The sequence below is a fragment of the Rhizobium sp. CG4 genome (assembly GCF_023701965.1).
In the GTDB taxonomy this organism is placed as follows: domain Bacteria; phylum Pseudomonadota; class Alphaproteobacteria; order Rhizobiales; family Rhizobiaceae; genus Agrobacterium.
Map to the genome: position 1 here is coordinate 489,634 of NZ_JABAEG010000001.1, position 26,076 is coordinate 515,709.

At 54.6% G+C, this 26,076-nt stretch carries 22 protein-coding genes; 8 read left to right on the forward strand and 14 right to left on the reverse strand.

Translation table 11 applies throughout. From position 1 onward, the window contains the following. Positions 1-2,070, forward strand: coding sequence for a hypothetical protein (locus HGO37_RS02390; RefSeq protein WP_250981968.1), 2,070 nt, complete (start codon positions 1-3; stop codon positions 2,068-2,070). A 93-nt stretch (positions 2,071-2,163) separates the two neighbouring features. On the opposite strand, the gene HGO37_RS02395 is transcribed toward HGO37_RS02390, so the two are convergent. Continuing rightward, complete coding sequence (locus HGO37_RS02395) at positions 2,164-2,733, reverse strand: GNAT family N-acetyltransferase (protein ID WP_250981969.1); 570 nt, start codon at positions 2,731-2,733, stop codon at positions 2,164-2,166. A 296-nt stretch (positions 2,734-3,029) separates the two neighbouring features. On the opposite strand from HGO37_RS02395, the gene HGO37_RS02400 reads away from it, so the two are divergent. After that, positions 3,030-4,022 carry a glutathione S-transferase family protein gene (locus HGO37_RS02400; RefSeq protein WP_250981970.1) on the forward strand — a complete coding sequence of 331 codons (993 nt, stop codon included), beginning with the start codon at positions 3,030-3,032 and terminating at the stop codon, positions 4,020-4,022. Positions 4,023-4,031: 9 nt separating this feature from the next. Here HGO37_RS02400 and HGO37_RS02405 read toward each other — a convergent pair whose 3' ends face one another. Continuing rightward, entirely contained in the window at positions 4,032-4,520 is a 489-nt protein-coding gene (locus HGO37_RS02405; RefSeq protein WP_192488391.1) for an NUDIX domain-containing protein, read from the reverse strand. Between the two features lie 65 nt (positions 4,521-4,585). Between HGO37_RS02405 and HGO37_RS02410 the strand changes: the two genes are divergently transcribed. Then, positions 4,586-5,536, forward strand: coding sequence for a metallophosphoesterase family protein (locus tag HGO37_RS02410; RefSeq protein ID WP_192488854.1), 951 nt, complete (start codon positions 4,586-4,588; stop codon positions 5,534-5,536). A 153-nt stretch (positions 5,537-5,689) separates the two neighbouring features. Here the strand turns inward: HGO37_RS02410 and leuA are convergent, their stop codons facing one another. The 3 genes from leuA to HGO37_RS02425 all read right to left on the reverse strand — a co-directional run bounded on the left by leuA (position 5,690) and on the right by HGO37_RS02425 (position 9,656). Next, on the reverse strand, positions 5,690-7,405 hold the full coding sequence (leuA, locus tag HGO37_RS02415; RefSeq protein ID WP_250981971.1) for a 2-isopropylmalate synthase: 1,716 nt from the start codon (positions 7,403-7,405) through the stop codon (positions 5,690-5,692). A 302-nt stretch (positions 7,406-7,707) separates the two neighbouring features. Further along, positions 7,708-8,892 carry a benzoate/H(+) symporter BenE family transporter gene (locus HGO37_RS02420; RefSeq protein ID WP_250981972.1) on the reverse strand — a complete coding sequence of 395 codons (1,185 nt, stop codon included), beginning with the start codon at positions 8,890-8,892 and terminating at the stop codon, positions 7,708-7,710. 182 nt (positions 8,893-9,074) lie between these two features. Continuing rightward, a complete protein-coding gene (locus HGO37_RS02425) occupies positions 9,075-9,656 on the reverse strand; it encodes an ATP-dependent Clp protease proteolytic subunit (RefSeq protein WP_192488388.1) in 582 nt (193 codons plus the stop codon). 227 nt (positions 9,657-9,883) lie between these two features. Between HGO37_RS02425 and HGO37_RS02430 the strand changes: the two genes are divergently transcribed. Together HGO37_RS02430 and HGO37_RS02435 are read left to right on the forward strand one after the other, a co-directional pair. Beyond that, positions 9,884-10,459, forward strand: coding sequence for a HupE/UreJ family protein (locus tag HGO37_RS02430; protein WP_250981973.1), 576 nt, complete (start codon positions 9,884-9,886; stop codon positions 10,457-10,459). A 97-nt stretch (positions 10,460-10,556) separates the two neighbouring features. Next, complete coding sequence (locus HGO37_RS02435; RefSeq protein ID WP_250981974.1) at positions 10,557-11,324, forward strand: DUF2076 domain-containing protein; 768 nt, start codon at positions 10,557-10,559, stop codon at positions 11,322-11,324. Positions 11,325-11,342: 18 nt separating this feature from the next. Here HGO37_RS02435 and queF read toward each other — a convergent pair whose 3' ends face one another. The 5 genes from queF to HGO37_RS02460 all read right to left on the reverse strand — a co-directional run bounded on the left by queF (position 11,343) and on the right by HGO37_RS02460 (position 16,226). Beyond that, positions 11,343-11,801: a preQ(1) synthase gene (queF, locus tag HGO37_RS02440; RefSeq protein ID WP_192488385.1), complete on the reverse strand. Its 459-nt coding sequence runs from the start codon at positions 11,799-11,801 to the stop codon at positions 11,343-11,345. Beyond that, positions 11,798-12,715: a cation diffusion facilitator family transporter gene (locus HGO37_RS02445; RefSeq protein WP_250981975.1), complete on the reverse strand. Its 918-nt coding sequence runs from the start codon at positions 12,713-12,715 to the stop codon at positions 11,798-11,800. The genes queF and HGO37_RS02445 overlap by 4 nt, the downstream gene beginning before the upstream one ends. A 136-nt stretch (positions 12,716-12,851) precedes the next feature. After that, a complete protein-coding gene (locus HGO37_RS02450) occupies positions 12,852-13,265 on the reverse strand; it encodes a glyoxalase superfamily protein (protein WP_250981976.1) in 414 nt (137 codons plus the stop codon). Positions 13,266-13,283: 18 nt separating this feature from the next. Continuing rightward, positions 13,284-13,964: a TIGR02117 family protein gene (locus HGO37_RS02455; protein ID WP_250981977.1), complete on the reverse strand. Its 681-nt coding sequence runs from the start codon at positions 13,962-13,964 to the stop codon at positions 13,284-13,286. A gap of 72 nt (positions 13,965-14,036) precedes the next feature. Next, a complete protein-coding gene (locus HGO37_RS02460; protein WP_250981978.1) occupies positions 14,037-16,226 on the reverse strand; it encodes an anthranilate synthase in 2,190 nt (729 codons plus the stop codon). 277 nt (positions 16,227-16,503) lie between these two features. Between HGO37_RS02460 and HGO37_RS02465 the strand changes: the two genes are divergently transcribed. Continuing rightward, on the forward strand, positions 16,504-17,343 hold the full coding sequence (locus tag HGO37_RS02465; RefSeq protein WP_250981979.1) for an extensin family protein: 840 nt from the start codon (positions 16,504-16,506) through the stop codon (positions 17,341-17,343). Positions 17,344-17,429: 86 nt separating this feature from the next. On the opposite strand, the gene HGO37_RS02470 is transcribed toward HGO37_RS02465, so the two are convergent. Further along, complete coding sequence (locus HGO37_RS02470; protein WP_250981980.1) at positions 17,430-19,703, reverse strand: TonB-dependent hemoglobin/transferrin/lactoferrin family receptor; 2,274 nt, start codon at positions 19,701-19,703, stop codon at positions 17,430-17,432. 471 nt (positions 19,704-20,174) lie between these two features. Here HGO37_RS02470 and HGO37_RS02475 point away from each other — a divergent pair, with 471 nt between their 5' ends. Both HGO37_RS02475 and HGO37_RS02480 read left to right on the forward strand, forming a co-directional pair. Continuing rightward, positions 20,175-20,690, forward strand: a complete 516-nt coding sequence (locus HGO37_RS02475) for a TIGR00645 family protein (RefSeq protein ID WP_192488379.1) — start codon at positions 20,175-20,177, stop codon at positions 20,688-20,690. Positions 20,691-20,964: 274 nt separating this feature from the next. Then, entirely contained in the window at positions 20,965-21,675 is a 711-nt protein-coding gene (locus HGO37_RS02480; protein ID WP_250981981.1) for a helix-turn-helix transcriptional regulator, read from the forward strand. Between the two features lie 71 nt (positions 21,676-21,746). Here HGO37_RS02480 and HGO37_RS02485 read toward each other — a convergent pair whose 3' ends face one another. Genes HGO37_RS02485 through HGO37_RS02495 form a run of 3 tightly spaced genes read right to left on the reverse strand, consistent with a single transcriptional unit; the run spans position 21,747 to position 26,075 of the window. Continuing rightward, entirely contained in the window at positions 21,747-22,865 is a 1,119-nt protein-coding gene (locus HGO37_RS02485; RefSeq protein ID WP_250981982.1) for a DUF2333 family protein, read from the reverse strand. After that, on the reverse strand, positions 22,858-24,156 hold the full coding sequence (locus tag HGO37_RS02490; RefSeq protein WP_250981983.1) for a DUF6638 family protein: 1,299 nt from the start codon (positions 24,154-24,156) through the stop codon (positions 22,858-22,860). Before HGO37_RS02490 ends, HGO37_RS02485 begins: the two co-directional genes overlap by 8 nt. Continuing rightward, the gene (locus HGO37_RS02495; RefSeq protein ID WP_250981984.1) at positions 24,153-26,075 is read right to left on the reverse strand and encodes an AAA family ATPase; all 1,923 of its coding nucleotides are present in this window, start codon (positions 26,073-26,075) and stop codon (positions 24,153-24,155) included. The genes HGO37_RS02490 and HGO37_RS02495 overlap by 4 nt, the downstream gene beginning before the upstream one ends. Between the last annotated feature and the right edge of the window lies 1 nt (position 26,076).

Below are 26,076 nucleotides of genomic sequence, written 5' to 3' on the forward strand. Positions count from 1 at the left end.
ATGACACTGACTTTTGCTCCCTTCCTCCCGTCGTTTGCCATTATCATACTCGCCGTTGCAGCCCTGTTGCTGTTCGTCCTGGGACTGTGGCGTGGTGTGCGCGGCGCATGGCTGCGCGGTATTGCGCTTGCCGCCCTGCTGCTTGCCATTCTCAACCCGCTTCTGACACAGGAGGAGCGTGAGCAGCTTTCCACCATTGTGCCTGTCATCGTTGACCGTTCGCAAAGCCAGGATACGGCGGAGCGTACAAAGATGACAGATGATGCACTGGCGCAGTTGCAGGATCGTCTGTCGCGGTTCCCGCGCATCGAGCCGCGCATTGTCGAGGTGCAGGATGATGGCACCAGCGATACGCCATCGACACGCCTGTTTTCCTCGCTCAATTCCGCAATATCAGATGTATCACCATCTCGGGTTGGCGGTGCCATTTTCCTCAGCGACGGCCAGATCCATGACATTCCAAACCCCGGTCAGGACCTTGGTTTCAAGGCACCGATCCATGGGTTGATCACCGGCAAGGCGGACGAGTTCGACCGGCGTATCGAAGTGGTTCGTGCACCGCGCTTCGGCATTGTCAACGAAAACCAGCAACTGACCTTCCGGGTGTTTGATGATGGTCGCAGCCAAGGCGGCCCGGCAGAAGTTACCATCCGCATGAATGGCGAAGAACTGGCAAAGGTACAGGCAACACCCGGACAACCGACACCGTTCGATTTCAAAGTGCCACGTGGTGGCAACAACGTCATGGAATTCTCGGTCGCCGAACTGCCGGGAGAAGTCACCACAGCCAACAACCGCGCTGTGCATCTGATTGAGGGCATTCGCCAAAACCTGCGTGTACTCCTGGTGTCGGGTGAGCCCCATGCCGGGGAACGTGCATGGCGCAACCTGCTGAAATCCGACGCTTCGGTTGACCTCGTTCATTTTACCATTCTGCGCCCCCCGGAAAAGCAGGATGGGACACCGATCAACGAGTTGTCCCTGATTGCCTTCCCGACCCGTGAGCTTTTTGTTGAAAAGATCGAGGATTTCGACTTGATCATTTTCGACCGTTACCAGCATCGCGGCGTGCTGCCGATCCTGTATTATGATTACATTGCCCAATATGTCGAAAAGGGCGGCGCCCTTCTGATCGCGGCGGGACCAGAACATGCCGGACAGGATTCCATTGCCCTGACGCCGCTTGCCAGCGTTCTGCCAGCCAATCCGACCGGCCAGATGCACAATTCCGCCTTCTACCCTCGCCTTTCTGAAGCGGGTAAAAAACATCCGGTCACGCGCGGCCTTGAAGGCTCTGGTGATGAACCGCCGGCCTGGGGTCGCTGGTTCCGCACCGTCAGTGTTGATCCTCCGGCCGGTCAGACAGTGATGCTGGGCGATGGACAAGACCCGCTGCTTGTGCTGAACCGCCAGGGCGAAGGCCGTGTGGCTATGCTGTTGTCCGATCAGGGCTGGCTGTGGGCGCGTGGTTTTGAAGGTGGCGGCCCGCACGTGTCGCTTTACCGGCGCATTGCCCACTGGCTGATGAAAGAGCCGGAACTGGAAGAAGAGGCTCTCACCGGCCGGGCCAATGGCCGCACACTTGAGGTCACCCGCCAGACGATTGGCGATGATCCCGGTCAAGCAACGGTGAAGTTTCCATCCGGCAAAACAGAAACCATGGCGTTTACCGAAGCTGGTCCCGGCCTTTACAAGCTGGAACAACGCATGGACGAAACCGGCCTGTTTGAAATCACCAATGGCGAATTCACAACACTGGTGCATGTCGGTGCCGTTGATGCGCCGGAATTCAAGGCGATGATTTCAACAACCGAAACACTCGCGCCGCTGGCTGGGGAAACAAAAGGCAGCGTGCACCGCGTTGCCGACAATGACGGCCGTCTCACCCTGCCGGACATTTTGCCTGTGCGCGGTGAAGTGCGTGTCCCCGACAACAACCGCATGCTGATCAGCATGACCAATGAAACGGTGCTGACCGGCGTGAATACCCTGCCGCTGTTTGCCGGTTTTGCGGGATTGGGCGTGCTGCTGTTTGCCTTTGCCGCCGTGTGGTGGCGTGAAGGTCGCTGATATCTGTTTCAGTAAATATCGATCAAAGAAAAAGACCTGACAGATTGCTCTGCCAGGTCCTTTTGTTGGATCCTTCAAGTTAAGAACGTAAACTCAGGCAAAAGCCCTTTGAGGTTCCTCATAGGTATCCTCTTCGGCGTCCGGCATTGCCATCACGGCTTCACATTGCCGCCAGCCAATCACGCCCTTCAGCCGCGCATGAACATCTTGGCCAAGGGGCACAACCAGCACCCGGTTCGGATCAACAGGCCCCGGAAAATCCAGCGCCTTATAGCTGACCTTCTCAAAGCCGAGCGGCATGTAATAAGGCGGGTCACCAATCAGGATAACAGCTTCCGAACCCTTGCGTTTTGCCGCCTCGATAGCAATCCGCACCAGTTCCCGGCCAATGCCCATGCTCTTGTGGGATGGCCGCACGGCAAGTGGTCCCAACATATGTCCTTTGACACCACCGGCCAGCACCGGCGTCATCCGCACGGAGGCAATGGTTTCACCGTCGTCAGCACAAATGAATGACAAGGTCCGGTCATGAGGCCCCTGCTCGCGAATGCGCGCTGCTGCACGGGTGTGACGGCCCGGACCAAATGCTTCTTCGTTGATGATTTCGATGGCAGCATCGTGAGATGCGTGCTCGGTAAGGTAGACCAGATCGTGCTTGGACATTAAAAGACCCGAACCAAAAAGCGGACATGACAATAGCGACAGCTACGCCTCAAGAGGCGTTTAAGAGCGTCAGCGTCGTCGGAGCATCCGTGGTTCAGTCATTGAAATCGATCAATCCTTAAAAGTTGGTTTTGCCTGATATCAGGATTCATGGGGAGCGTCCAGCCTTAATTGAACACGTGCTTCCATCATAATTGTGAACGGCACAGAACGCAGTGTTCACGATTAGGGTATCGATTACATGATGAAATAGCCTATCTTGTGACCAGAGAAAAATTGAAACAGGAGGTTGCACCATGGGTATGCTGGTGGAAGGTGTCTGGAAAGACGTTTGGTATGACACAAAGGAAACCCGTGGCCATTTCAAGCGCAGCGCATCGCAGTTTCGTAACTGGATTACCGCAGACGGCGAGCCCGGCCCATCTGGTAAGGGTGCCTTCAAGGCGGAAAAAGACCGCTATCATCTCTACGTATCGCTGGCCTGTCCCTGGGCACATCGCACACTGATCTTCCGCAAGCTCAAAAAGCTGGAAGATCTGATTTCCGTTTCAGTCGTCGATCCGCTGATGCTGGAAAACGGTTGGGAGTTCAAACCTGAGGCTGACCGCACACCGGGCGCCACACAGGACCATCTGTTCGGCTCGTCCACGCTCTGGCAGGTCTATGTCAAAGCGGATCCCAACTATTCCGGTCGGGTCACTGTGCCAGTCCTCTGGGATAAAAAGAACAACACCATCGTTTCGAATGAATCGGCGGAAATCATCCGCATGTTCAACAGCGCCTTCAACGGCCTGACAGGTTCGAAAGAAGACTTCTATCCCCAGGCCTTGCAGCAGCAGATCGACGAGCTCAATACCCTCATCTACGACACCGTGAACAACGGTGTTTACAAGGCCGGTTTTGCAACGACACAGGAAGCCTATCAGGAAAACGCCATCAAGGTGTTTGAAACGCTTGATATTCTGGAAGCACGGTTGAAACAGCAACGCTTCCTGTTTGGCGCAAACCAGACCGAGGCTGACTGGCGGCTGTTTACCACACTGGTGCGGTTTGATGCGGTGTATGTCGGGCACTTCAAGTGCAACATTCGCCGCATTGCCGACTACCCCAATGTGAGCGGTTATCTGCGCGATCTCTATCAGACACCGGGTGTCGCCGAGACGGTCGATATGCGCCATATCAAGGAGCATTATTATCGTAGCCACACGATGATCAACCCAACTGGCATTGTTCCGGTAGGTCCAGCCATCAATCTTGAAATGGCACATAACCGGCAGGCATTGGTTTAATCCCCGCGCCTACCAGTAATCCGAGACAGTGATCTCACCCTTCAATTCCTGCAGACGGCGGCGCGTTGCCGCCGTTGCATCCTCGGGCAAATTGTCCGGATCAAAAAAACCGCTTTCCTTGATTTCCCAATCCGCCAGCCGTGGTGCCGTCTGCTCGACATTCAACCGGTAGAGCACAACATGGTCGCGCCTGCTGGCCTTGTTGTTGAAATAGACATGGAAAATCTCCGGCGTGCTGGTCGCCGTCAGATTGCCCTCCTCGCGAATTTCCTTGTGCAGCGCTTCGATCACTGTTTCGCCGCGCTCAACGCCGCCACCGGGCAGATACCAGCCCGGCAAATAGGAATGGCGCACAAGAAACACCCGACCTTGTGCGTCAAAACAGGCCGCCCGCACCCCCATTGTCATGCCACGCGTTACCAGGAACACCGCATGCAGGATGCGTGTCACAATCCACGTCAACAAACTCTGTTTTTCGGAGGAACCTTTTTCGCTCATTCTGCCTTTCCGATCATGGCCAAAAACAATTCCGTTTCATGATCTTATGCGTTATGTCTGCCACCATGTTCAAACTCGCGCATATCTCAGATGTCCATCTTGGACCCCTGCCCAAGCTTACATTCCGTGAACTGGCGTCTAAACGCATTACAGGATTTGTGAACTGGCATCGCAACCGTCGCAAGCACCTTTTCACAGATACGCTGGAAAAACTGCTGGATGATCTGGAGGCGAAGCAGCCCGACCATCTGGCGATAACCGGTGACCTCGTCAATCTTGCGACCGGCATTGAAATTCGTGCTGCCGCCGATTGGCTGGAAGAAGTGGGCGAACCATCGTCTGTCTCCGTGGTTCCGGGCAACCATGATGCCTATGTCCCCGGTGCGCACGACAAGGCCATGAACGCATGGTACCCCTATGTGCGCGGGGATGGCGACCCCGAAGACTGGGATGAAGATCGCAAGATTTTCCCCTATATGCGCGTTCGCGGCCCGGTCGCCCTGATTGGCTGCTCGACATCCATTGCCACCCCGCCCTTTTCAGCGACCGGTTATTTCGGCCGCAGGCAAGCGCGTGCGACAGCGGAACTGCTGAAAAAGGCGGGCGAGATGGGCCTGTTTCGTGTGTTGATGATCCATCATCCGCCAATCCGTGGCGCAGCTGCCACCCACAAGCGCATGATCGGCATTCGCCGTTTCGCCGGCGCCGTTTCAACGGGTGGCGCAGAGTTGGTGCTGCATGGCCACACACATCTGAACACGGTCTATTGGCTCAATACCCACCATGGGCAGGACCATATTCCGGTGGTTGGCATCGCCTCGGCTTCCCAAGGTCCCGGCGGAAAAAAACCGCGTGCCAGTTATAACTTGTTCAACATATCAGGCGAACAGGGCGCATGGAACGTAACCTGCGAACGCCATTCGCTCAACGAGGCAGCAACGGCCATCGAATTTGAGGATGTCAGGGTATTCTATGAAAATGGCCGGGTGATAGGTTTCCCGCCGCCGGAAGCTTAAGCTCCAAACAGCAAAACGTTTATTTTTAGATCAGCGACCGTGGCGCTGTAACTTTACGTCTGACTTTAAGCTGCCGATTCAACACCTTAAATCAAAGTCAGGTTTGCCATACCCGGGACAAGACCGGGCATGGCAATGTGAGGTGTAAAAGCCTTATGCGTTTTTGGCGCGCTCTTGCAGAACGCGGTTGGCAGCCGAAACAATTGCTTCGAGCGAGGCCGCCACGATGTTGGTGTTGACGCCAGCACCGTAGAGCTTGCCGCCATCATACTCAGCTTCGACATAGGCGATGGCCGATGCATTGGAACCATGCTGCAGCGAGTGTTCGGAATAGTCGTTTACCGACAGGTCAACGCCCAGATAGACAGACAAAGCGTTGATGAAGCCATCGATCGGACCGGTACCCTTGCCTTCAATCCGCTTGACCTCACCGCGGTCCATGATTTCGGCAGCGACCACACGCACGCCTTTGAAATCGCCGGCAGGATAGGTGTGATGATCAACGAATTTCAAACGTGCGTCAGGCTGGGTCACGTAACGCTCGATGAAACGCTCATAGATCCGCTTGGCTGGCAGCTCCACACCTTCTTCATCGGTAATGCGCTGAATATCCTCGCGGAACTCCACCTGCAGATTGCGCGGCAGGTTGATGCCGTAATCCTGCTGCAGAATGTAGGCGATACCACCCTTGCCCGACTGTGAGTTGATGCGAATGATCGCCTCGTAGGAACGGCCAACGTCCTTCGGATCGATTGGCAGGTAAGGTACTTCCCAAACGCCGGTATTGGACTGCTTGATTGCCTTCATGCCCTTGTTGATCGCATCCTGGTGCGAGCCGGAGAACGCAGTATAGACCAGTTCACCAACATAGGGGTGACGCTCAGGGATCGCCATTTCGTTGGAATACTCATAGACCGACTTGATGCGTTCGATGTCGCGGCAATCCAGTTCAGGGTCAATGCCCTGGGTGTACATGTTCAATGCCAGCGTCACCACGTCGACATTGCCGGTGCGCTCGCCATTGCCGAACAACGTGCCTTCCACGCGGTCAGCGCCAGCCATCAGGCCCAGTTCAGTTGCCGCGATGCCCGTGCCACGGTCATTGTGCGGGTGCAGGGAAATGATGACGTTTTCGCGGTTATCAATGTTGCGGCACATCCATTCGATCTGGTCGGCATAAATATTTGGCGTTGCCATTTCGACCGTCGAAGGCAGGTTCAGAATCAGCTTGTTGTCAGCGGTGGGTTTCACCACCTCGATCACCGCGTTGCAGATTTCCAGCGCCACTTCCAGTTCGGTGCCGGTAAAGCTTTCCGGAGAATATTCAAAACGGTAACCGCCACCGGCCTTCTCGGCCATGTCAGTAATCATCTTGGCGGCATCAACCGCAATCTGCTTGATGCCATGCACATCCTTGCCGAACACCACGCGGCGCTGCAATTCCGATGTCGAGTTGTAGAAATGGATGATCGGTTTTTTGGCACCAACCAGAGATTCAAACGTGCGGGTGATCAGTTCAGGGCGGCACTGCACCAAGACCTGCAAGGATACGTCGTCAGGCACACCGGCCTCTTCCACGCACCAGCGTGCAAAATCGAAGTCGGTCTGAGACGCCGAGGGAAAACCGATTTCGATTTCCTTGAAACCCATTTCCAGCAACAGCTTGAACATGCGCGCCTTGCGATCATGTCCCATCGGGTTGATCAGCGACTGATTGCCATCGCGCAGGTCAACCGAACACCAGATCGGTGCCTTGGTAATGGTCTTGGATGGCCACGTGCGGTCAGGAATATTGATGGTTGGATAGGGACGATACTTCGCAGCTGCGTCAGACATGCCATTTGCGCTGGTGATGATCTTCGAGTCCATGTTACTTCCTCCTTGCGCATCCGTGGCTTGGGAACCAACGTTAGATGCGCGCCCTCAAGCGGGCAAAAAATCCAGTATGTACAGAAATTTCGTATGAGGAGCGTTTGCGCCAGCGGGCTTTCGGCCGCCGGGCGCTCCTCACTGGACCCGGCAACCGCGTGTAAGGTCGAGGCTACGAAGCGAGAGTGCACCGCATGGGCAAGCATTCGCAGAAATCTGCGCATTCATGCCGGAAAAGGTCGCGGAGCAAGTAATCATGCGTTCGCTTATAATTGCCGAAAGATTCTGATGCAAGCGCATCTTTAATTTTTCATTCGTTTCACGAAACGCGTCAAAACCATCATCAGGCCACCAGCCATCAGCCCCCAGAAAGCACCGGAAATGCCGCCGAACGACAGGCCTGAGGCCGTGATCAGGAAGGTGATCGCTGCCGCTTCCCGCGTGTCAGGTTCCTTAAAGGCCGCAACGGCAGAACCGGAGAATGCACCGACCAGCGCCAGGCCAGCCACCGCCTGAATGAGAATCGGTGGAGCGAGCGCCACAAAGGCCGTTACCACACCGGCCAGCAGACCGAGAATGATATAACCAACCCCGCCAATGATCGCCGCCCAGTAACGGCGCTTCGGATCGGCATGGGCATCTTCACCCGCACACATCGCAGCAGTAATCGCCGCAAGATTAACGGCGTGGCCGCCAAATGGTGCGGACAGCAGCGAGAAGAAGCCAGTCGTGGCAAACAACGGGCCGGGCTGCGGGTCATAATGATTGACCTTCAATACCGCGATCCCCGGAATGTTCTGCGATGCCATGGTCACGATGAACAACGGCAATGCAATCGAGATCAGGGCCTGCAGATTAAACGATGGCGTTACAAATTCCATTGGCGGTTTCAGTGACTGTGAAATGCTGTCCAGTGCGCCTGCGGGAATATCGACACCAAAAACCATCACCAGCACAAAGGCCAGAAGGGCAGCAGGCACGGCAAACAGGCGCTTGAACGCACCAACCACGATCCATGCCAATATGATCGGCAGACCAAGCGCCGGATTAAAGCCGATGGCCTTGATCGGTGCAAAACACAGGCCGATGATGACGCCGGATAACATGGCATTGGCCAAAGGCGCTGGAATGCATGCCACAGCGCGGCCGAGCGGCTTGAAAAGACCCGCAATGATGATCAGCACGGCACAGATGATGAAGGCACCAACAGCAGCAGAAAAACCGCCCTCAACCACGCCTGTCGTCGCCAGCAGTGCGGCACCGGGCGTCGACCATGCAATACTGACCGGCAATCGGGTGGCGACCGACAAGGCAATCGCGCAAAACCCCATCGACACGGAAAGCGCCATCAATCCGGAGGCTGCCTCGAAATCCGTGGCTCCAACGCCTTTTAGCCCCTGCAACACAACGGCAAAGGAACTGGCAAAGCCAACAAATGCCGTAAGGCAGCCCATGAACAGGCTTTGAACGGAAAAATCTTTCAACATGGCAGGGACTCGGGACAGCGTGTGATTGTACCTATCACAGATCAAAAAAACGCATGAGACGCAAGGGAGCCCTGCCCGACAGCTGAAACGGAAACATAAGCTAAGCTACGGGTCGCAGAAAAACAAAAGCCCGCACAGGTTTTCACCAGTACGGGCTTTTAAAACGTCAACAGTCCAACAGATTACAGTTCGGACTGGTTTTCCACGATGCGGCTTGTCAGACCGTAGTCCTTGGCTTCTTCAGCCGACAGCCAGTAATCGCGGTCGATGTCCTTGGCGATCTTTTCTTCCGTCTGGCCGGTGGCCTTGGAGAAGATCTTGATCAGGCGCTGGTTCATCTTGATGATTTCGCGTGCCTGGATTTCGATGTCCGATGCCATGCCGCGTGTGCCACCAGATGGTTGGTGAAGCAGGAAACGGGTGTTTGGCAGGCAAAGGCGGCGTTCTTTCGGCACAGAAACATAGATCAGTGCGCCAGCAGATGCAACCCAGCCGGTACCGATGATCCAGACCTTCGGCTTGATGAACTTGATCATGTCGTGGATGCTGTCGCCAGACTCCACGTGACCGCCAGGAGAATTGACGTAAACGCGAATGTCTTCGTCGCTGGCTGCGGCAAGTGCCACAAGCTGCGTGCAGACCTTCTGCGCCAATTCCTGGGTAATGCCGCCATAAATGAAGATAGAACGCGACTTGAAAAGATTCGCTTCCGTTTCCTTACCGATCGGCAGTTCCTTGCTCTTGTCGTCGTCTTCTTCGTTCATACACGGATCTCCAACGTAATTCGTCTGCCCTTCGGACATAGTGTGATTTGTGTCGTAAAACAATGAGCGAAAAAGACAAGGCGCAGAACTGTATAATAAACAGCACACCGGCAAATGGCGCATGGACAGCAAGTTCACGCTTACGATATCGTTAAAATCATACCGCTGCGCCGATTTGGGAGGAGCGTCCGCAGCGGCTTGATGCCATAAAATACTGAGAGGGAACAATGTTCAAACGTATTTCAATTGCCGCCGCAGCACTCGCCGCAACCACTCTGCCAGCCTTCGCCCACCTGAACCCCGAAGAACACGGCTCGTTCATGGCCGGTTTTTCCCATCCGCTTTTTGGTGCCGACCACATTCTTGCGATGGTTGCCGTCGGAATCTGGGCCGCACAGATTGGTGGACGCGCGCTTTGGGTCGTTCCATCCGCCTTCGTTGGCACCATGGCGATCGGCTTCATGATGGCACTTGGTGGCATTGATCTGCCATTTGTGGAGCCGGCCATTCTCGCCTCCGTGATTGCACTTGGCCTTCTGGTTGCCATGGCAGCCCGCTTCCCCGTCTCGGCCGCAGCCGCCGTGGTTGGCATTTTTGCGCTGTTCCATGGCCACGCCCATGGCGGCGAACTGGGCAGTGCCGGCGCACTTCAATTCGGCGTCGGCTTTGTTATCGCCACAGCGCTGCTGCATGTGGCCGGTATTGCTGCCGGTCTCGGTGTCAGCCGCCTTGGCACAGTCGCCAGCCGTATCATCGGCGCGCTCACGGCACTTGCTGGCTTGACACTGGCCTTCGGCGGCTGAAGCATTACAAAAATTTAAACCTCTGGCAGCTTTGAAAAGTCGGATTTAGCGCCTACCTCCTTATCGATACGTTTCTTTGTTCGGTAAGGAGGCATACATGTCGCCGGAAGAAACCAAACTGCTGACCGCCCTGTTCGACAGGGTCAGAACCGCATCATCCACACCGCGAGACAGCGATGCGGAGATCTTGATTGAACGCGCCGTGCGCGATCAGCCAACCGCTCCCTATTATCTGGCGCAAGCGGTCATCGTGCAGGAAAAGGGGCTTGAAGCCGCCGCTGCTCATATTGCTCGGCTTGAAGAGCTTATTCATCAACTGGAATCCGGCAACGCTGATCCGCACCACACCCAGCAAGGTGGCTTCCTGAGTTCAATATTCGGTTCCAGTCAACCACAGGCAACAGCCCCTGCCCCAGCCGCCGCACCACCGACGACAAACTATCGCAATGACACAGCCGACCCAACTGCCGGTCCGTGGGGTCGCGCGCAAAGCCAGCAACCACAAGCACAACAACCAACTGGCCCATGGAGCCCGCAACCCGCAGCACGTTCTGCGGGCGGCAGTTTCCTGCAGGGTGCGTTGGGCACGGCAGCAGGTGTGGCGGGCGGCATGTTGCTCGCCAATTCATTGAGTGGAATTTTCGGCAATCACATGTCGTCTCTGGGCTTAGGATCGCCCGTCTCCGGCAACGCACCGGTCGAGGAAACCGTCGTCAACAACTACTTTGGCAATGACACGCCAGATCAGACCGCAGGGTCTGACAACAACGGCAATGAAATCCAGCAAGCCGATGACGACAGCGACAATGATGACGACAGTGCAGACATGGATTTTGATTCAGGCGACGACGGTTCATTCGCCTGAACCCATTTTGCTCGATTGTCAGCCACGACCACGGTAGGTCGGCACGCCCTGATCCGGAAGCCAGACACCTTCCGGTACAGCACCCGTCTGCCAGAACACATCGATCGGAATACCGCCACGCGGATACCAGTATGCGCCGATGCGCAGCCATTTTGGTTGCAGCAGATCGACAAGTCGCTTGGCAATATAGACCGAGCAATCCTCATGGAATGCACCATGATTGCGGAAGGAATGCAGAAACAGCTTCAGTGATTTCGATTCCACCAGAAAATCGCCGGGAATGTAATCAATAACGATATGCGCAAAATCCGGCTGGCCAGTCATCGGGCACAGCGATGTGAACTCAGGCGCCGTAAAGCGCACCACATAATCGGTTCCGGCATTGCCGTTTGGCACCTTTTCCAGCACGGCCTTTTCTGGGCTTTCCGGAGTGTCGACCTTGGTGCCGAGCTGAGACAGACCTGAAACATCGGTCATATTTTTTCTCCTTTGCGAACTTTTACCATGACGCCATGCGCCTTCTCACCTTCCGGTTCTACGTGGATGGCGAGGCTGGCACCCGGTATCACCGCGCGTATGGCATCTTCAAGGCGGTCGCAAATTTCATGTGCTTTTCCCACGCTCATCTCGGTAGGCACCACCAGATGGAAATCGATGAAAGCGGCAGCGCCTGCCCGGCGAGTCCGCAAATCATGTACGCCAACCGACCCGTTGGCATTGGCACTAATCGCCTCCTTGATCTGCTCTTCCTCTTCCGGTGTCACAGCGCGGTCCATCAAACCACCAATGGAATTTGAAATGACCTTCCAGCCCTGAAACAGGATGTTGATGGCCACCACGATAGCGAGGATAGGATCGAGGATCGCGTAACCGGTGAGGATAGCCAGCACCAGACCAATGAGAACGCCGATCGATGTCACCACATCCGACATGATGTGATGAGCGTCTGCTTCCAGTGCCGGTGACCGATACTGTTTGCCGACACGCATAAGGATGGTTGCCCAGACGGCATTGATGACACCGGCAGCAGCGTTGATAGCAAGACCAAGCACCGGCGCTTCCGGAAGGCGTGGTTCAAACAGCCCGGCCCAGGCTTCCTTCACGATCAGCAGCGCGGCCAGAACGATCAGCACGCCCTCCACCACCGCGGAAAGATACTCCGCCTTGTGATGGCCGAATTGGTGGTCTTCATCGGCCGGCTTTTGCGCATAACGAATGACGAAATAGGCAATGAAGGCCGCGACCACATTGACGGTCGATTCCAGACCGTCAGACAACAGCGCAACCGAGCCGGTTACCCACCATGCAAGAAGCTTTAGCCCAAGCACCCCGATTGAAAGCGGAATGCCCCAAAACGCCAATGTTCGAACCAGCCCCTTGCCGTCACTCATGATCATAACCTCGTGCAGATGCGAGCGAATTGCAGAAAATTCGCCCCTGAAACGCCAAACCGCGCGCACGGGGTAGCGTGCACGCGGTCTGATTTTCATGTTCTATCGTTCAATCGTCTGAAAACGTCAAGTCTCGCTAGACAGACGCCTCGCCACCATCATCCTGCTCACAGAACCGTATTCGGTTGCTGAAAGGATCAGTGACCTCCATCTGCAATCCCCAAGGCAAGGTCTCAACGCCCGGTTTCATATAGGTGTAATCTTTCGCGATCAGCTCTTTCTGGTAGGCCTGAACACCTTTCATCACCACCAAAGTATTGGAGCCGGGTGAGGCATCACCATGATGGCCACTCAAGTGCAGGACGAGGCCTGCACGGGATACCTGCATGTAGAGCGGGAAATTGTCGCCAAAGCGGTGTTCCCAATCAAGCTGAAAACCAAGGAAGTCCACGTAGAATTCTCGTGCCTTGTCTTCATCGAAAATACGGATGATCGGGCAAGTGCGCTGAAAGGAGATGAAAGGCTGGTTGGCATCACGACTGTCACTCATCGGTCTTCCTCTTTCCAATCACGGTGCCGGCACGGCTGCGACATCATTATGCAAATGCAATGATGTTATCAGCAAGGGCGGCAATGGCGTCCACCATCCGGTTTTGATACCCGCAGCACGCAAGGCAGCTGCCGTCCAGGTGTTACAGCCCAGCAAGGCGTTGAAATAACCATTGGCTTCGAAAAACGCATCGTCGGAGCCGTAGGATTTTCCCAAGAGTGGAACGGGATTACCTTGTGGCCTGGCAAAACTGGCCTCGATAAAGCCCAGCAGCGATCGATATCCGTTATCGGAAATGTTGAGCGCCGTAACACTCTCGTCCGTAAGAGGAATTTCGCCGGCAAGCGCGACATGCATGACCGACTGATCGAGTGTGAAACTTTTCAACACCGGCATCGGCTTCAAATCCGCCCAGGCTGGCGTTTCCGTGTAAAACGACCGCCCGCCCCAACCGATAATCAGATAACGAAGGCCGGGATGATCGATATCGAGACCACCCTCGCGCAGGAAACCAAAACGCGCCAGCAACTCAGCATCTACGGGAAGCGCGATATCCGTGTGGATGGGATTTTTCAGCACCAGAATGGGGCGTGAATTTGCCGCGATATCTTCAGCGTGACCTCGCGGCAGCACTGTTCCGGCCGCAACCGCGAAAGCAATCAAAACCAGACCGATACAGAGATATCTGAGAAATTTCACGGCTGTGCATCACCCGGCTGGTTTGCAAATGAAAACGGCGGCGTTTTGTCAACGCCGCCGTCTGTAAGTGGCTTAAGCAGCCTTGGTTTTCGACCGGCGCGCCAGATGCGCAACCACGTTCTCGATCATCCGCATGCCGGCATCCTGCCCCAGCGTCATGATTGATTCCGGGTGGAACTGTACGGCAGCAACCGGCTCCTTGGCATGTTCGATGCCCATGATCGTGCCATCTTCGCTTTCCGCGGTGATGATGAAATCACGGTGCAGCGTCGCGGGGTCGGCAAAGATCGAATGGTAGCGGCCAACGGTGACTTCCTTAGCAAGACCTGAGAACACCAGACCAGGCTCCAGCACACGAATACGCGACGGTTTGCCGTGCATCGGTACAGCCAGTTGCCGCAACTCGCCGCCATAGGCTTCCGCCAATGCCTGCAAGCCCAGGCACACACCGAAGATTGGCAGGTCGCGGGCTCGCGCCGCCTTGATGGTTGCCTTGCAATCGAAGTCGGTCGGATTGCCCGGGCCGGGCGACAGCACAACCAGATCAGGATCGAAGCGATCAAAAACCTCTGCCGGCACTGGCGTACGCACGGTGGACACCGTGGCTCCTGTCTGGCGGAAATAGTTGGCCAGCGTATGCACGAAGCTGTCTTCGTGGTCGACCAGCAAGATTTTGACACCGGCGCCGACCTTGGCAGCATCGCGCTTGGAAGCGGAAGAATTGGCAGCCTTGGCATCACGGATCGCCGCGATCATTGCCGACGCCTTCAGTTCGGTTTCAGCTTCTTCTTCCTGCGGGTTGGAATCATTGAGCAGTGTTGCCCCTGCCCGTACCTCAGCAATGCCATCCTTCACACGAATTGTGCGCAGGGTCAGACCGGTATTCATGTCGCCATTAAAACCAACCATGCCGATGGCACCGCCGTACCAGGCGCGCGGGCTCTTTTCATGGCTTTCGATAAAGCGCATGGCCCACAGCTTCGGCGCTCCGGTAACCGTGACAGCCCATGCGTGGCTGAGGAAGCCGTCAAACGCATCCATCCCGTCACGAAGGCGTCCTTCGATATGGTCCACGGTGTGAATAAGCCGCGAATACATCTCAATCTGACGGCGACCGATAACCTTGACCGAGCCGGGTTCGCAGACGCGGCTCTTGTCATTGCGGTCAACGTCCGAGCACATGGTCAACTCGGACTCGTCTTTCTTGGAGTTGAGCAGTTTGAGGATCTGCTCCGAGTCAGCAATCGGGTCATCACCACGCTTGATAGTTCCGGAAATCGGGCAGGTTTCAATGCGACGGCCGGATACGCGAACGAACATTTCCGGCGACGCGCCGATCAGATATTCCTGATGGCCGAGATTGATGAAGAAGGAATACGGCGACGGGTTGATGGCTTTCAGACGACGCGACAGGTCGGACGGCTTGCTGTCGCAACGTTCCATGAACTTCTGGCCCGGCACCACTTCAAATAGGTCACCACGACGGAAGCTTTCCTTGGCCTTGACCACCAGTTCGGAATATTCACCCGGGCGATGATCGCCCTTTGGCGGAATAACGTCGGTTGGCTTGAAAGGCTCAGGGGCGATGTCTTCAGCCTTGCCAGCGGTTGTGACGCCAGCTTTTTCAAAGTCATACCGGTCAATCCATGCCTTGGCGGAATAGTGGTCAACGACCAGAATTTCATCCGGCAGGAACAAGACCATGTCGCGCTGGTCCTCAGGGCGCTGCAGCGACAATTTGATGGCATCAAACTGGAATGCGAGGTCGTAACCGAAGGCGCCAAACAGACCGATGGCTGAATCGGCACTGGAATAGAACAGGTCAACGACCGCCCGCAGAGCCGTAAATACCGTCGGGATTTTTGAGCGCTCTTCTTCGGTGAAGACACGGTCTGGTTCATTGACCACCAGATCGAGACGACGTTCCGACGATGCACCGAGTGTCAGATCCGGTGTCCCCGCCAGTTTTTCACGAATAAAGGAAAGCAGAACTTCACCGCGCCCGTTATAGGCTTCGATCCACATTGTGCGACCGAGGCAGGAAATACCAAGTGGCGGATCGATGATTGCAGTGTCCCAACGGGTGTAACGACCGGGATATTCATAGTTGGAGGAAAATACCGCGCCGCGACGTTCGTCCAGCCGTTCAATATAGGAGTCGATTGCACCAGCATAATCAGTGGCACGACGCTGGCGTGTCACTTTCACGCCGCCTTTCGTCTCGTAGATTTCACTGCCATCATCCTGAATGATCGTTACCATTTCTTACTCCCCGTTTGTTCAGACCCGATGGCAGGCGGCAAGATAACAAAAAAGCCGCCTGAGAATTCGGGCGGCTTGGTCGTCGTCTGAAGACATGACTGGTCAAGGCCGCGTTAGCTGCCCCACCACCAGTTACCGATGTTCTTAGACGTTGTGTTCATGGCGGCAATTGTTAGCGTGCAGAAAATCATATGGCAAGTGCTTTCCAAGCATGCAGTGAACCGGAATGCCGGCAAAGGCGTTGACCCTTCACCGATACGAAGGAGTGCCCGGCAAAATGCCTCATCGTTTTGTTATTCTGGCAGCGAGCCTGCTGCTGATCTCAGCCTCTAAGCCACCTGAAACCGTTCCCGTTCCACAACAGAAACCTGCACAGGAACAGAGCGAAGGCACCAAACCCGTGGAAACCCCAGCTGAGGCAGAAACGCCAAAGCCCCAACCTAAGCCAGAGGACAAGGAAGCGCCGTCACCTGCCACCGAACCCGAAAGCAAAGCTGAAGACAAAAAGACTGAACCTGAGGAAAAACCGGAAGCCGTTATTCCGGTAGAGCAGGAAAACCCTGAGGAATTGCAGGCTTGTCTTGCGGAACTCAAAACGCTGGGTGCCGAGTTCAAGACGCTAGATGCCATCAAGGGTGAAGAAAATGGCTGTGGCATAGCATCTCCTATTGAGTTGTCCTCCATAGGACAGGGCATCAAGCTTGATCCGCCAGGACCCATGCGCTGCGAAACCGCGCTTGCTCTCAGCCGCTGGGCAAAGGATATGCTGGTGCCCGCCGCAAAACTGTCGATGCCGGAGCGCAAGATCACCGCAATCGCGAATGCATCCACCTATGTGTGCAGAAACCGCAACAGCGCTGAAAATGGCAAGATATCCGAACATGCCAAAGGCAACGCCGTCGATGTCTCATCAATTGCTTTTGATAAGGGTGAGCCGCTGATTATGAAACCACGCGGTGAAGACGGCACCGTTGAAGGTGCATTTCAGCGCACCATCACCACGGCCGCCTGCCTGTTTTTCAAGACCGTGCTATCGCCCGGCAGCGACGCGACCCATCAGGATCACCTCCATCTCGATGTACTGGAGCGCAAAGGCGATTATCTCTACTGCCGATAGGGCAAGGGATTGCCACAACCAATCAAACAAAAGGGCGGCGCTTTCGCACAGCCCTTTCTTTCCCCGGCCCCCGCCAGTTTTTGCGATCAGAATTTCTGGGTGAGAGAAATTTTGAATGAACGACCTGGTTCTGAATAGAACGCAACAGGCTGATTGGACGTTGACGCAGCTCCGCTAGTGCTGACATCACGGACACCCACAGCATTGTAGTAGGTCTTATCAAAGATGTTGTAGACGCCAGCCTGAATGCGCAGGCCCTTGGTCTGCTCGGGTTCCCACCAACCCGTCAGATTAACGATGCCATATCCGGGAGCATCGAACGTGTCATACGCAAATGCTGGACCAGTAATCGGGATCACCCGTCCATCTTCTCTCATGCCACCTGACAAGATGGTCGAGAGATCCGCGCCCCAAGTTTCCTGTTCATAACCGATACCGAGAACCGATTTGACCGGTGCAACAGTGCGGATGAATTCGCCTGTATCCTTGTCCTTGCCGTAAGAATAGGCAAGCGAACCATGCAGGAAGATGCCGTTTGCGAAGTCTTTGCGAGCACTGACTTCAACACCTGAAATCTCAACTTTGTTTCGGTTGCGCCACGTATAGAGTGTCGTTGGCTGCCCAACGCCACCTGGCGTCCCAAACACATCGATGAAATTTGAATAGATGTTGTGATACAGGGTAAGCTTACCCGTCAGATCATCACTCTGATAGCTCGCACCCATTTCAAAACCTTGAGAGGTTTCAGGCTTGAGGTCCGGATTGCCAACGTTCGCGTAGAAGGTTCCATTCCGGAAATCAATGTACAGTTCATTGACCGTCGGAGGACGGAACGCCATAGACCACTGGCCAAACAGTTCGACTTCAGGCGTCAGCTGATACGTAGCGAGCAGCTTAGGCGAGATACGAATGCCATCCTGTCCATCCGGCAAACCGAAGACAGGGAAGCCAGTATTGTTGCTAAAGCCTGCGGATGCTTTTGGATCGTAGTCATACCAATCCAGGCGAGCACCGGGTGTCAGCGCAAAACCTGAATCTCCGAAGGAGATACGGTCATCAAGATACAGACCGAGACGACGACCATCGACGTCTGGGATGTCGGACTGCGAGACAACTGTCGTTACCGGCACAACACGAATAAACTGTTCCGTTTGGAAGAACTGGAGGTTTCCACCAAACCGAACTTCGTGGTTCAGATTACCGGTGCTGAATTCGGACAATGCGCCACCGGTCAAACCGATGGAGCTTTCTTCCATCTGGTTGTAACGACCATAATCCGTGCCGTTGTTACGGCGGCCATAGGAGCCAGCGTCTTTGGCAAGCTGCTGCCAATAGAGCGTCAGATTTGCACTGTCGATGAGCGCATCGGCGGATGGTGCTTCATACTCATAATCCAGCGAGACGCGATCACGACGTGTATCGTCATAGCCCCAATAGTCGCCAACTCTGTTTGTTGACCCGGCAGTACCAGCGGTAAACGTAGAGGTCTGCAAGGTTTTAAGATCGGTTTTTGTGTCGAGATTGAACCGTTCCGCCGTCAGACCTATGCGATGGCCACCTTCCAAGTCCTGACGAACCTTGAAAAGCAAGTTGTACTGATCGTAGTCGGCAGGATTTGCCTCGGTTCGGTTCACGCCGATAATGTCGGCCGTGCCCTGATTTTTGCGCTCATGGCCCTTCTTGTAGCCACCTTGGAAAAGAACAGACGTATTCTGTACTTTTTTGGCGACCGCGACATTACCACCGAAGCTTCTGTCTTCGCTGTCATAGGTAAGCTTGGCAACGCCGCCCCAATCGCGACCCTCTTCAATCAGGTCTTCAGGCTCAAGCGTCCGCAACACCAAAGCACCACCAAGAGCACCAGGGCCAATGCGACTGGAATCCGAACCACGCAAAACATCGACGCGGGACAGCGACGAGAAGTCATAACTGTTATTGGTGTCACTCATGCCAGTCGTCGCAACGGTGCTGCGTGCATAGTTCTCAAAGAATGGAACTGGGATGCCATCGATCAATGTTGTAACGCGTGCGCCGCCGAGACCGCGAATAAACAGGCCACCTGTTTTACCAGGCTTCGACTCCACGAAATCAACACCTGGTTCCGTCGTATTACCGAGATCGCGGACGTTGCTGATTTCCTTCTTGCGGATCTGATCAGCCGTTGTCTGGCTGGCAAGTGGCGTGTCGGATGCAGCATTGGCCGCAGTTGTGCGCTTGCCCTTGACCACGATCCTGTTGAGAAGAGTGCTATCGGCGGATTGTGCCTGAGCAGCGTCCTGCGCGTAGGATGCACCGGAGGCGGAGAGCAGAACCATTGCTGTGCAGACAAGTAGTGCTGATCTGGAATGCCCAATTATCATTTACGTCCCCCTTTATGCAGGCGCACGGAAACAGTCGCGGCGACGATGGCGCAACGCTCTCCCACCCCTGTCGGAATATGCAAAAATTGGCGGTGAAACCGCTGTTACGGACGATTAAAAAACATGACTATTATAGTCAATATAGAAAACATGATTGAAAGCTTCATGATTAAATCTGGAATGAAATGTTGCCAAAACACAACAATGACGGTGCACCGGAACGCAAAATAACGGAAAAGCAATCGTCAATTACAGGTAGAATTACGTAGAAGCTGCAAGCGGCAAGGCAAAAAACAACCGAAACGATAGTTAGAATATTAAAACAATCAAAAATATAACCCCTTAGATACTCTTGCCGTTCTCATATTTTTATCCGCTCATACTTGCGGATTTGCCGGGTGGCCCCCAAAATGCCCGCTAATATTGAAAACCCCTATACTTGATCACCAAGCCATTATCGGAAACCCATCAATGAAATCGCTGGAACTCCTCGTAGAACGCATAATCCTCTCGAGCCGTTGGATTCTGGTCGTCTTTTATCTGGGGCTGGTCGCAGCTTTGGGTGTTTACGCGTTTTCTTTCGTGCTGAAATTCCTGAAGGTCGCCAAGAACGTCTTCACCTATGATGAAGCCGATATGATCCTTGCCATGTTGGGTTTGATTGACGCAGCGCTTGTTGCAAGTCTGATCGTCATGGTGATGATTTCCGGTTACGAAAACTTCGTCAGCCGTTTTGATGAGGCAGATGCGGAAGTGTCCTTCCTTGGCAAGCTGGATTCCGGCAGCCTGAAGATCAAGGTCGCCTCCTCCATTGTGGCAATCTCGTCCATTCACCTGCTGCAAATCTTCCTGAATGCCAACCAGTACACCGACAACAAGCTGATGTGGTTCACCATCATTCATCTGGCTTTTGTGGTCTCGGCCGTCATGCTCGGCTTCCTCGAGAAGCTGATGGCAAAACCAAAGGATCAAACTCCAAAACCATAATGGAGTTTGATTTCTTTAAAACTGGTTTCCCGGAAATGATTCTTCATTTTTTGGCACCGGCAGGGACATTTTCGGTTGGGTCACATTTGACCGCCAGCAGTGGAAAATCTGTCAGACCAATTGACGTCTGATAACGCTCTGATATACCACAATAAATAAATCCCGTTTAAATCAGCGTTTCAAACTACCAATTTATCAGTAGCGTTTCAGCGTATTTCATATATTTGTTACCGTTAACATACAGGCAAATTGGCCCACCAAAGAAACCCTTTTAATGGCAGTTATCGAACGGCAATCGCAATTGAGCGAAGAGATATCAGCGGCCGACAGTCGTCCGGCTTGGCTGCTTGCCGTTCATAAGGTTGCCAAACAATTCGGGTTTGCCCACGTCTCGCTGATCATATCGCCGACCGTCAATGATCTGCTTTTGGCGCCGCTGGTTGTCGAAAGCACAATTTCGGCGCGGTTCGTCCGCGAGATCGACGCCCATCATTTTTTGCCGCTTTGCCCGGTTATTCCGCGTCTCAACCGTTCCCTGCTGCCGCAATTCTGGTCGGTTCATGACTCCGTTCCACCATTTCCGGACGAGATGCGGCGCATCATGACAGACTACGGCATTGCCTGCGGTGTGATGATCCCGATAAACGCCCCATCCGGCGAGCGCTACATCATACGGTTCGATGGTGATACGACGCAGCCCTGCCAAAGCGTGATGAATGCGCTGGGCATGATTGGGCTACACGCTTATGATGTCTATGACAGCATGAAGCGCAATGAAATGGCACCGGTCCGCACCCTGACCAAGCGGGAGCTTGAGGTGATCCGCTGGACAGCGCAGGGAAAAACATCAGCCGAGATCGGCCAGATCCTCTCGCTGTCAGACCATACCGTCAATGCCTATATGAATAATGCGATCAAGAAGCTGGACTGCGTCAATCGTACGCAATTGGTGGCAAAGGCCATCCGTTCCAAGCTGATCAGCTAAGTCGACAATCAAAAAAATCCATCGGAAATATTGATCCTGCCACGGGCTTCCCCATGGCAGGATTATGGTTTTTAACGATCCAAAACGGAGCGCAGTTCGACAAGGTTGGAGCGAACACGCAACACGTAAAAGCCCATTGTCGCCAGGTGTGATGGCATGAGCCAGCCGCTTTCCTCGCCGTTGGAAATGATCGCCGGCTGAATGCGCAGTGCCGCACGGGTCTGCACCAGCGTGTCATTCCACAGGGTTGTCAGGTTGCGTTCACGGATAACCTGCGAGAAATCGGCACCAGCAGCAGACAGAACGCCGTAATAACCGTAAAGCTGGCCATAAGCGAACCAGAAGCGGTCATCCGCACGAGTGTCAAACCAGCCGCCATTATAGTTTTCCGATCTTTCACGCAAAATGGCAGAAGTCGAGCCAATGTCACCGGCGATACGATCGATGAACTGAATCAGGTTGTCGGCACGTCCATCAAATACGGCATTGCACGCCACCAGTTCGGTGTTGAATGCCTGGAAGCTGCGGATAGCAGAACGGTAATAGCTTGGTGTTGGCGTTTTGGGACCGAATGGATCAAGACCGAAATACCAAGAATATTCACTGAACTGCATGTTGCCACGCGCTTCCTGAAGATTGGCATTGATGCCCGAAGTGCCGCGAACGCGGCCCAGCGTATCAACGAGCTCAACCGACGTACGGCGAACGGCCTGGTTCACACCACGCTGGAAGGATGCCTTATTGTCGAGAAATGGCGTATTATCCCAATCCATGCCGAACAGGCCAAAACGGTACAGCAGCATGGAAGAAATCCATGCATTCTGATTGACGTTAAAGTCTGTCAGATCAGCAGCAACATCGACGATTGCCGAACGCTGGCACGTGCGGGCCGCACCATCAGTGGCTGGCAACTCCTGCCCTGCAGGAACAGTTCTTTCAGCGAACTTATAGGCCGCAATGTAATCCGGATCAAAATTGGTCCAGCGCTGCGTCTGAATGATGAAATAGCCGTAGGACACGACCAGCACAGCCAGACCCGCAAGGACGATGCCCTTCACTGTCCATGTGCGTTGATTATACCAGCCATGCGCGGCCATGAAAGGCCACAGGACCCAGGCAACTGCGATGCCGACCCCTCGACCTATGGCACTGAAAAGCCGTTGGAAGAATGTGATGATCGGGTCAAGCATGGTCATCTTCTCCTATGCCATAAAGTCGCTGGCGAAACTCTCTTTTGTCTTTCAAATATGTTCCGGTCAGTGTCGATACAACATACTCACGAAACTTTTCAGAATATCGCTCATAAGAAGCATAAAAACCCTGCTTGTCGAAGATAAACCGCGAAACAAAGTCGGCCGGCACCATCTGGGCGATCAACCGGTTGACCAGCCATTGGTCGGCATGCTCGACGCGAGCGCGCACCAGCATGAACCGCCATTCCGGTTTCACATCCTCCATGCGGATGCTGCCGGTGCTGGAAATCTTTCGCATCGCATCCTGCAAAAACGGATAGGCGCCGTTACGGGTCACGGTCGCACCATTCATGTGCAACCAGGTCTGCATCCAGATCGGGTCCGCCATCAGCGTGCCAGCATCAGGTGCTGCATCATTGACAAGCTGCTTCAGGATCATGTCCGAGCGGTGCCTGAGCAGTCCAGAGGTTTCAACCCAGCTGGCCCGCGGCAGTTCTATTCGCCCGGTTTTTGCCAGGAAGTCATAAACTCGTTGGTGGTCATCAATGGCAATATAACTAACCTGCCACGGGCGCGAACGACGGAAACCCGGCGCCTTTGCGTCACAAATGACCGTGGTGTTGCGACCGTCCAGGAAGATGAACACGCCGCCAAAATGATTGGCCCAGAACGCATCGTGGCGGAAAACCAGCTGGTCCGGCACCAGCCGGTTCTGGCGGATATCGCCGGTCAACTTGGCGAGTTCCACCATGCGGTTGAGCATGTCGTCATCACGCCAGGCATTTTCGTCGCTTTGCAGCCGGTCCACCAGTTGCCGAAGTTCAGCCGCCTTGGCCAGCACGTTTTCAGTCGAAAACATGCGGAAACTGACTTCGTTTATCGACAGCAGATCCTCAAGGCTTTCAACAATAGAGACGCTGTCTTCAATCTCGCCAAACAATGCATCCTTGATGGTTATGGCATTGATTGAGCGGGTGTTTGCCGCAAAAAACTCATGCATCAAACCGGCGGTATTGGAAAAGCTGGTATGTACAACCGGCAGGTTTTCCTGCTCCGGCGTCATGATGATGAAACGGCGATTGACCCGGTTGGGGTCCAGATAGTCCTTGTCACCAAGCTCATCGGCAATTTGCGGTGAAAAGCCGGTCATGTCGATTTCAAAGGCGTCGAGTGTGGTTTTACGCAGACCAAACCCTTCCAGCGCCTTGTTGTAGCGCTCGACCAGATGTGGCTCGGCAATTTCCAGCAACCGCCCGTAAATCAGTTCTGTTTCCAGCAGACGGTTCATTGCGACCACCGTCCGTCACGTTTCATCGCCTCGATTTCAGCAATCGCCTTCTCACGCTGACGTTCACGGCGGATGATATCCGTCACCGCCGCATCGTCGGACTTATCGGTGTAGCGGAATTCGCTGTCAGCGTAACGATTGATCTCCTGAAGGATCATATCCATCGTCACCGGGCCACGCAGTTCGGCAATCATCGCCTTCTTGGCATCATAGGACTTGTGCATGAAAGCATCAGGCGTTTCAAACCAGGCATCCGGCAGTTCCACGTCCATCGCACGCATCTTGATGGCGTCGGTAATGTTCTTGATGGCACGACCGGTAAAGCGCGGCTCGGCCAGCTTGATCATATGCAGATAAGCACCGATATCGGCCAGCGTCTGAATGCGGCCGTGTGCGCGCTCATAACGTTCCCAGACGGCAACCAGACCGTCTTCCTGCGGCTGGCTGTGTTTTTCATAAGAGCCGGACACAGCCTTCTTGATTTCCTGATCGGCAAACAGCGCGTGCTCGCCCAGCGGAATGGAGTGGTTCTTACCAACCAACAGAGAGAAGATATCAATGTAATCGTGCTCGGTCTGTGGGCCATCCACCAACCAGCGCGCCCCTGCCCGCTGGCGCAGCGCGTCATCCACATTTTCCGGATAGTTGGAGAACATGCCGAAAGAGCAATTGCCGCGAACGACAGTCGAGGCACCGGCAAAACTCTCCATCAGTACTGCTGTCACTTCATGCTGACCGGCAGAGGCGCGGTCATCAGAACGTTTTGCTGCAACCTGATCGACATCATCAATGGTACCGAAACCGATCGCACGTGGGTTCATCACATTGTTGATAAACGCTTTGGCGTTCTGCCCCGACTTGCCCTGATAGGACGAAATCTGGTCCACGCCGAAGTTTTCGTAATGAAAGGCGTAACCGGCAACTTCACAATAATCGTTCAGCATGCCGGCCAGCATCTGGATCAGAATGGTCTTGCCCGTACCCGGCATGCCGTCACCGATGAAAGTGAACAGAAAACCACCCAACTCGACAAACGGGTTCATCTGCCGGTCGAAATCATAGGCCATCATCATCTTGGCCAGTTTCAGCGCCTGATATTTGGCAATGTGGTTGCCAATGATTTCTTCCGGCTTTTTGAAGCTCATCGAAAGCGGCTTGCGCTTTTGACCTGGCGTCACATCAAAACCATCCAGTGTGAAATCATCCTGATCCACACGGATATGGTTGTTTTCAAACACCGAAAGCGCCGCAAAACGTGCCTTACGTGTCAAAAGCCCTTGAATGGCGTCCCGGGCAAAGGCCCGGCTGCGCGCCACAAGCGCGGCCTCGTCTGCGACCCCTGACAAACCTGCATCCAGCCCGGCCAGCATGCTCTTCATCGCATCCTGCGGTGTATCGAACAGGAAGTCCGGTTCTCTCGTATCATCGACCGGCTCACCGTCACCCGGTAAGGTCGAAAGCAGATAAGCTCCCAGCGTAAACGCCGCAACGTAGGACGAAGCGGAAAGCAGCGCCTTGAACTGCTCGGCATCGGCACCGGACAATGGAGCAGCACGATTGCGGGCCTGCAACTGTTCCAGCGCCGTCTGTCGCGCAAATATATCCGCCACGGCCAAGGCAATCTGCACACCGCGCCGCGCACGGTAAAGCACCGTGTGCTGCAGCGGAGAAAGCATCGGGTCAGATGACTTTACCGCCTGAATTGTCCGCGCCAGTTCCACTTCACGGGTACTGCGCACCGAAGTAGTCGACACGGTTGAAACAAACCGCCTGCCGGTACCGGCCAAAGCAGTACCACTGCCCTGTCCGTTGCCACTGTCCAGCACGATGAATTTTGTCACCAGACTTTGTGCAAGGGTCAGATGGCTGGCAATCTCATTTTCATGGATAGTCGTCAGTCCGGCATTCAAACTGTTCATC

Bases quoted from the DNA above. Each gene is read 5' to 3' on its own strand.
- HGO37_RS02390 (WP_250981968.1), top strand. From the start codon at position 1: ATGACACTGACTTTTGCTCCCTTCCTCCCGTCGTTTGCCATTATCATA.
- HGO37_RS02395 (WP_250981969.1), bottom strand. From the start codon at position 2,733: ATGTCCAAGCACGATCTGGTCTACCTTACCGAGCACGCATCTCACGAT.
- HGO37_RS02400 (WP_250981970.1), top strand. From the start codon at position 3,030: ATGGGTATGCTGGTGGAAGGTGTCTGGAAAGACGTTTGGTATGACACA.
- HGO37_RS02405 (WP_192488391.1), bottom strand. From the start codon at position 4,520: ATGAGCGAAAAAGGTTCCTCCGAAAAACAGAGTTTGTTGACGTGGATT.
- HGO37_RS02410 (WP_192488854.1), top strand. From the start codon at position 4,586: ATGTTCAAACTCGCGCATATCTCAGATGTCCATCTTGGACCCCTGCCC.
- leuA (WP_250981971.1), bottom strand. From the start codon at position 7,405: ATGGACTCGAAGATCATCACCAGCGCAAATGGCATGTCTGACGCAGCT.
- HGO37_RS02420 (WP_250981972.1), bottom strand. From the start codon at position 8,892: ATGTTGAAAGATTTTTCCGTTCAAAGCCTGTTCATGGGCTGCCTTACG.
- HGO37_RS02425 (WP_192488388.1), bottom strand. From the start codon at position 9,656: ATGAACGAAGAAGACGACGACAAGAGCAAGGAACTGCCGATCGGTAAG.
- HGO37_RS02430 (WP_250981973.1), top strand. From the start codon at position 9,884: ATGTTCAAACGTATTTCAATTGCCGCCGCAGCACTCGCCGCAACCACT.
- HGO37_RS02435 (WP_250981974.1), top strand. From the start codon at position 10,557: ATGTCGCCGGAAGAAACCAAACTGCTGACCGCCCTGTTCGACAGGGTC.
- queF (WP_192488385.1), bottom strand. From the start codon at position 11,801: ATGACCGATGTTTCAGGTCTGTCTCAGCTCGGCACCAAGGTCGACACT.
- HGO37_RS02445 (WP_250981975.1), bottom strand. From the start codon at position 12,715: ATGAGTGACGGCAAGGGGCTGGTTCGAACATTGGCGTTTTGGGGCATT.
- HGO37_RS02450 (WP_250981976.1), bottom strand. From the start codon at position 13,265: ATGAGTGACAGTCGTGATGCCAACCAGCCTTTCATCTCCTTTCAGCGC.
- HGO37_RS02460 (WP_250981978.1), bottom strand. From the start codon at position 16,226: ATGGTAACGATCATTCAGGATGATGGCAGTGAAATCTACGAGACGAAA.
- HGO37_RS02465 (WP_250981979.1), top strand. From the start codon at position 16,504: ATGCCTCATCGTTTTGTTATTCTGGCAGCGAGCCTGCTGCTGATCTCA.
- HGO37_RS02470 (WP_250981980.1), bottom strand. From the start codon at position 19,703: ATGATAATTGGGCATTCCAGATCAGCACTACTTGTCTGCACAGCAATG.
- HGO37_RS02475 (WP_192488379.1), top strand. From the start codon at position 20,175: ATGAAATCGCTGGAACTCCTCGTAGAACGCATAATCCTCTCGAGCCGT.
- HGO37_RS02480 (WP_250981981.1), top strand. From the start codon at position 20,965: ATGGCAGTTATCGAACGGCAATCGCAATTGAGCGAAGAGATATCAGCG.
- HGO37_RS02485 (WP_250981982.1), bottom strand. From the start codon at position 22,865: ATGCTTGACCCGATCATCACATTCTTCCAACGGCTTTTCAGTGCCATA.
- HGO37_RS02490 (WP_250981983.1), bottom strand. From the start codon at position 24,156: ATGAACCGTCTGCTGGAAACAGAACTGATTTACGGGCGGTTGCTGGAA.
- HGO37_RS02495 (WP_250981984.1), bottom strand. From the start codon at position 26,075: ATGAACAGTTTGAATGCCGGACTGACGACTATCCATGAAAATGAGATT.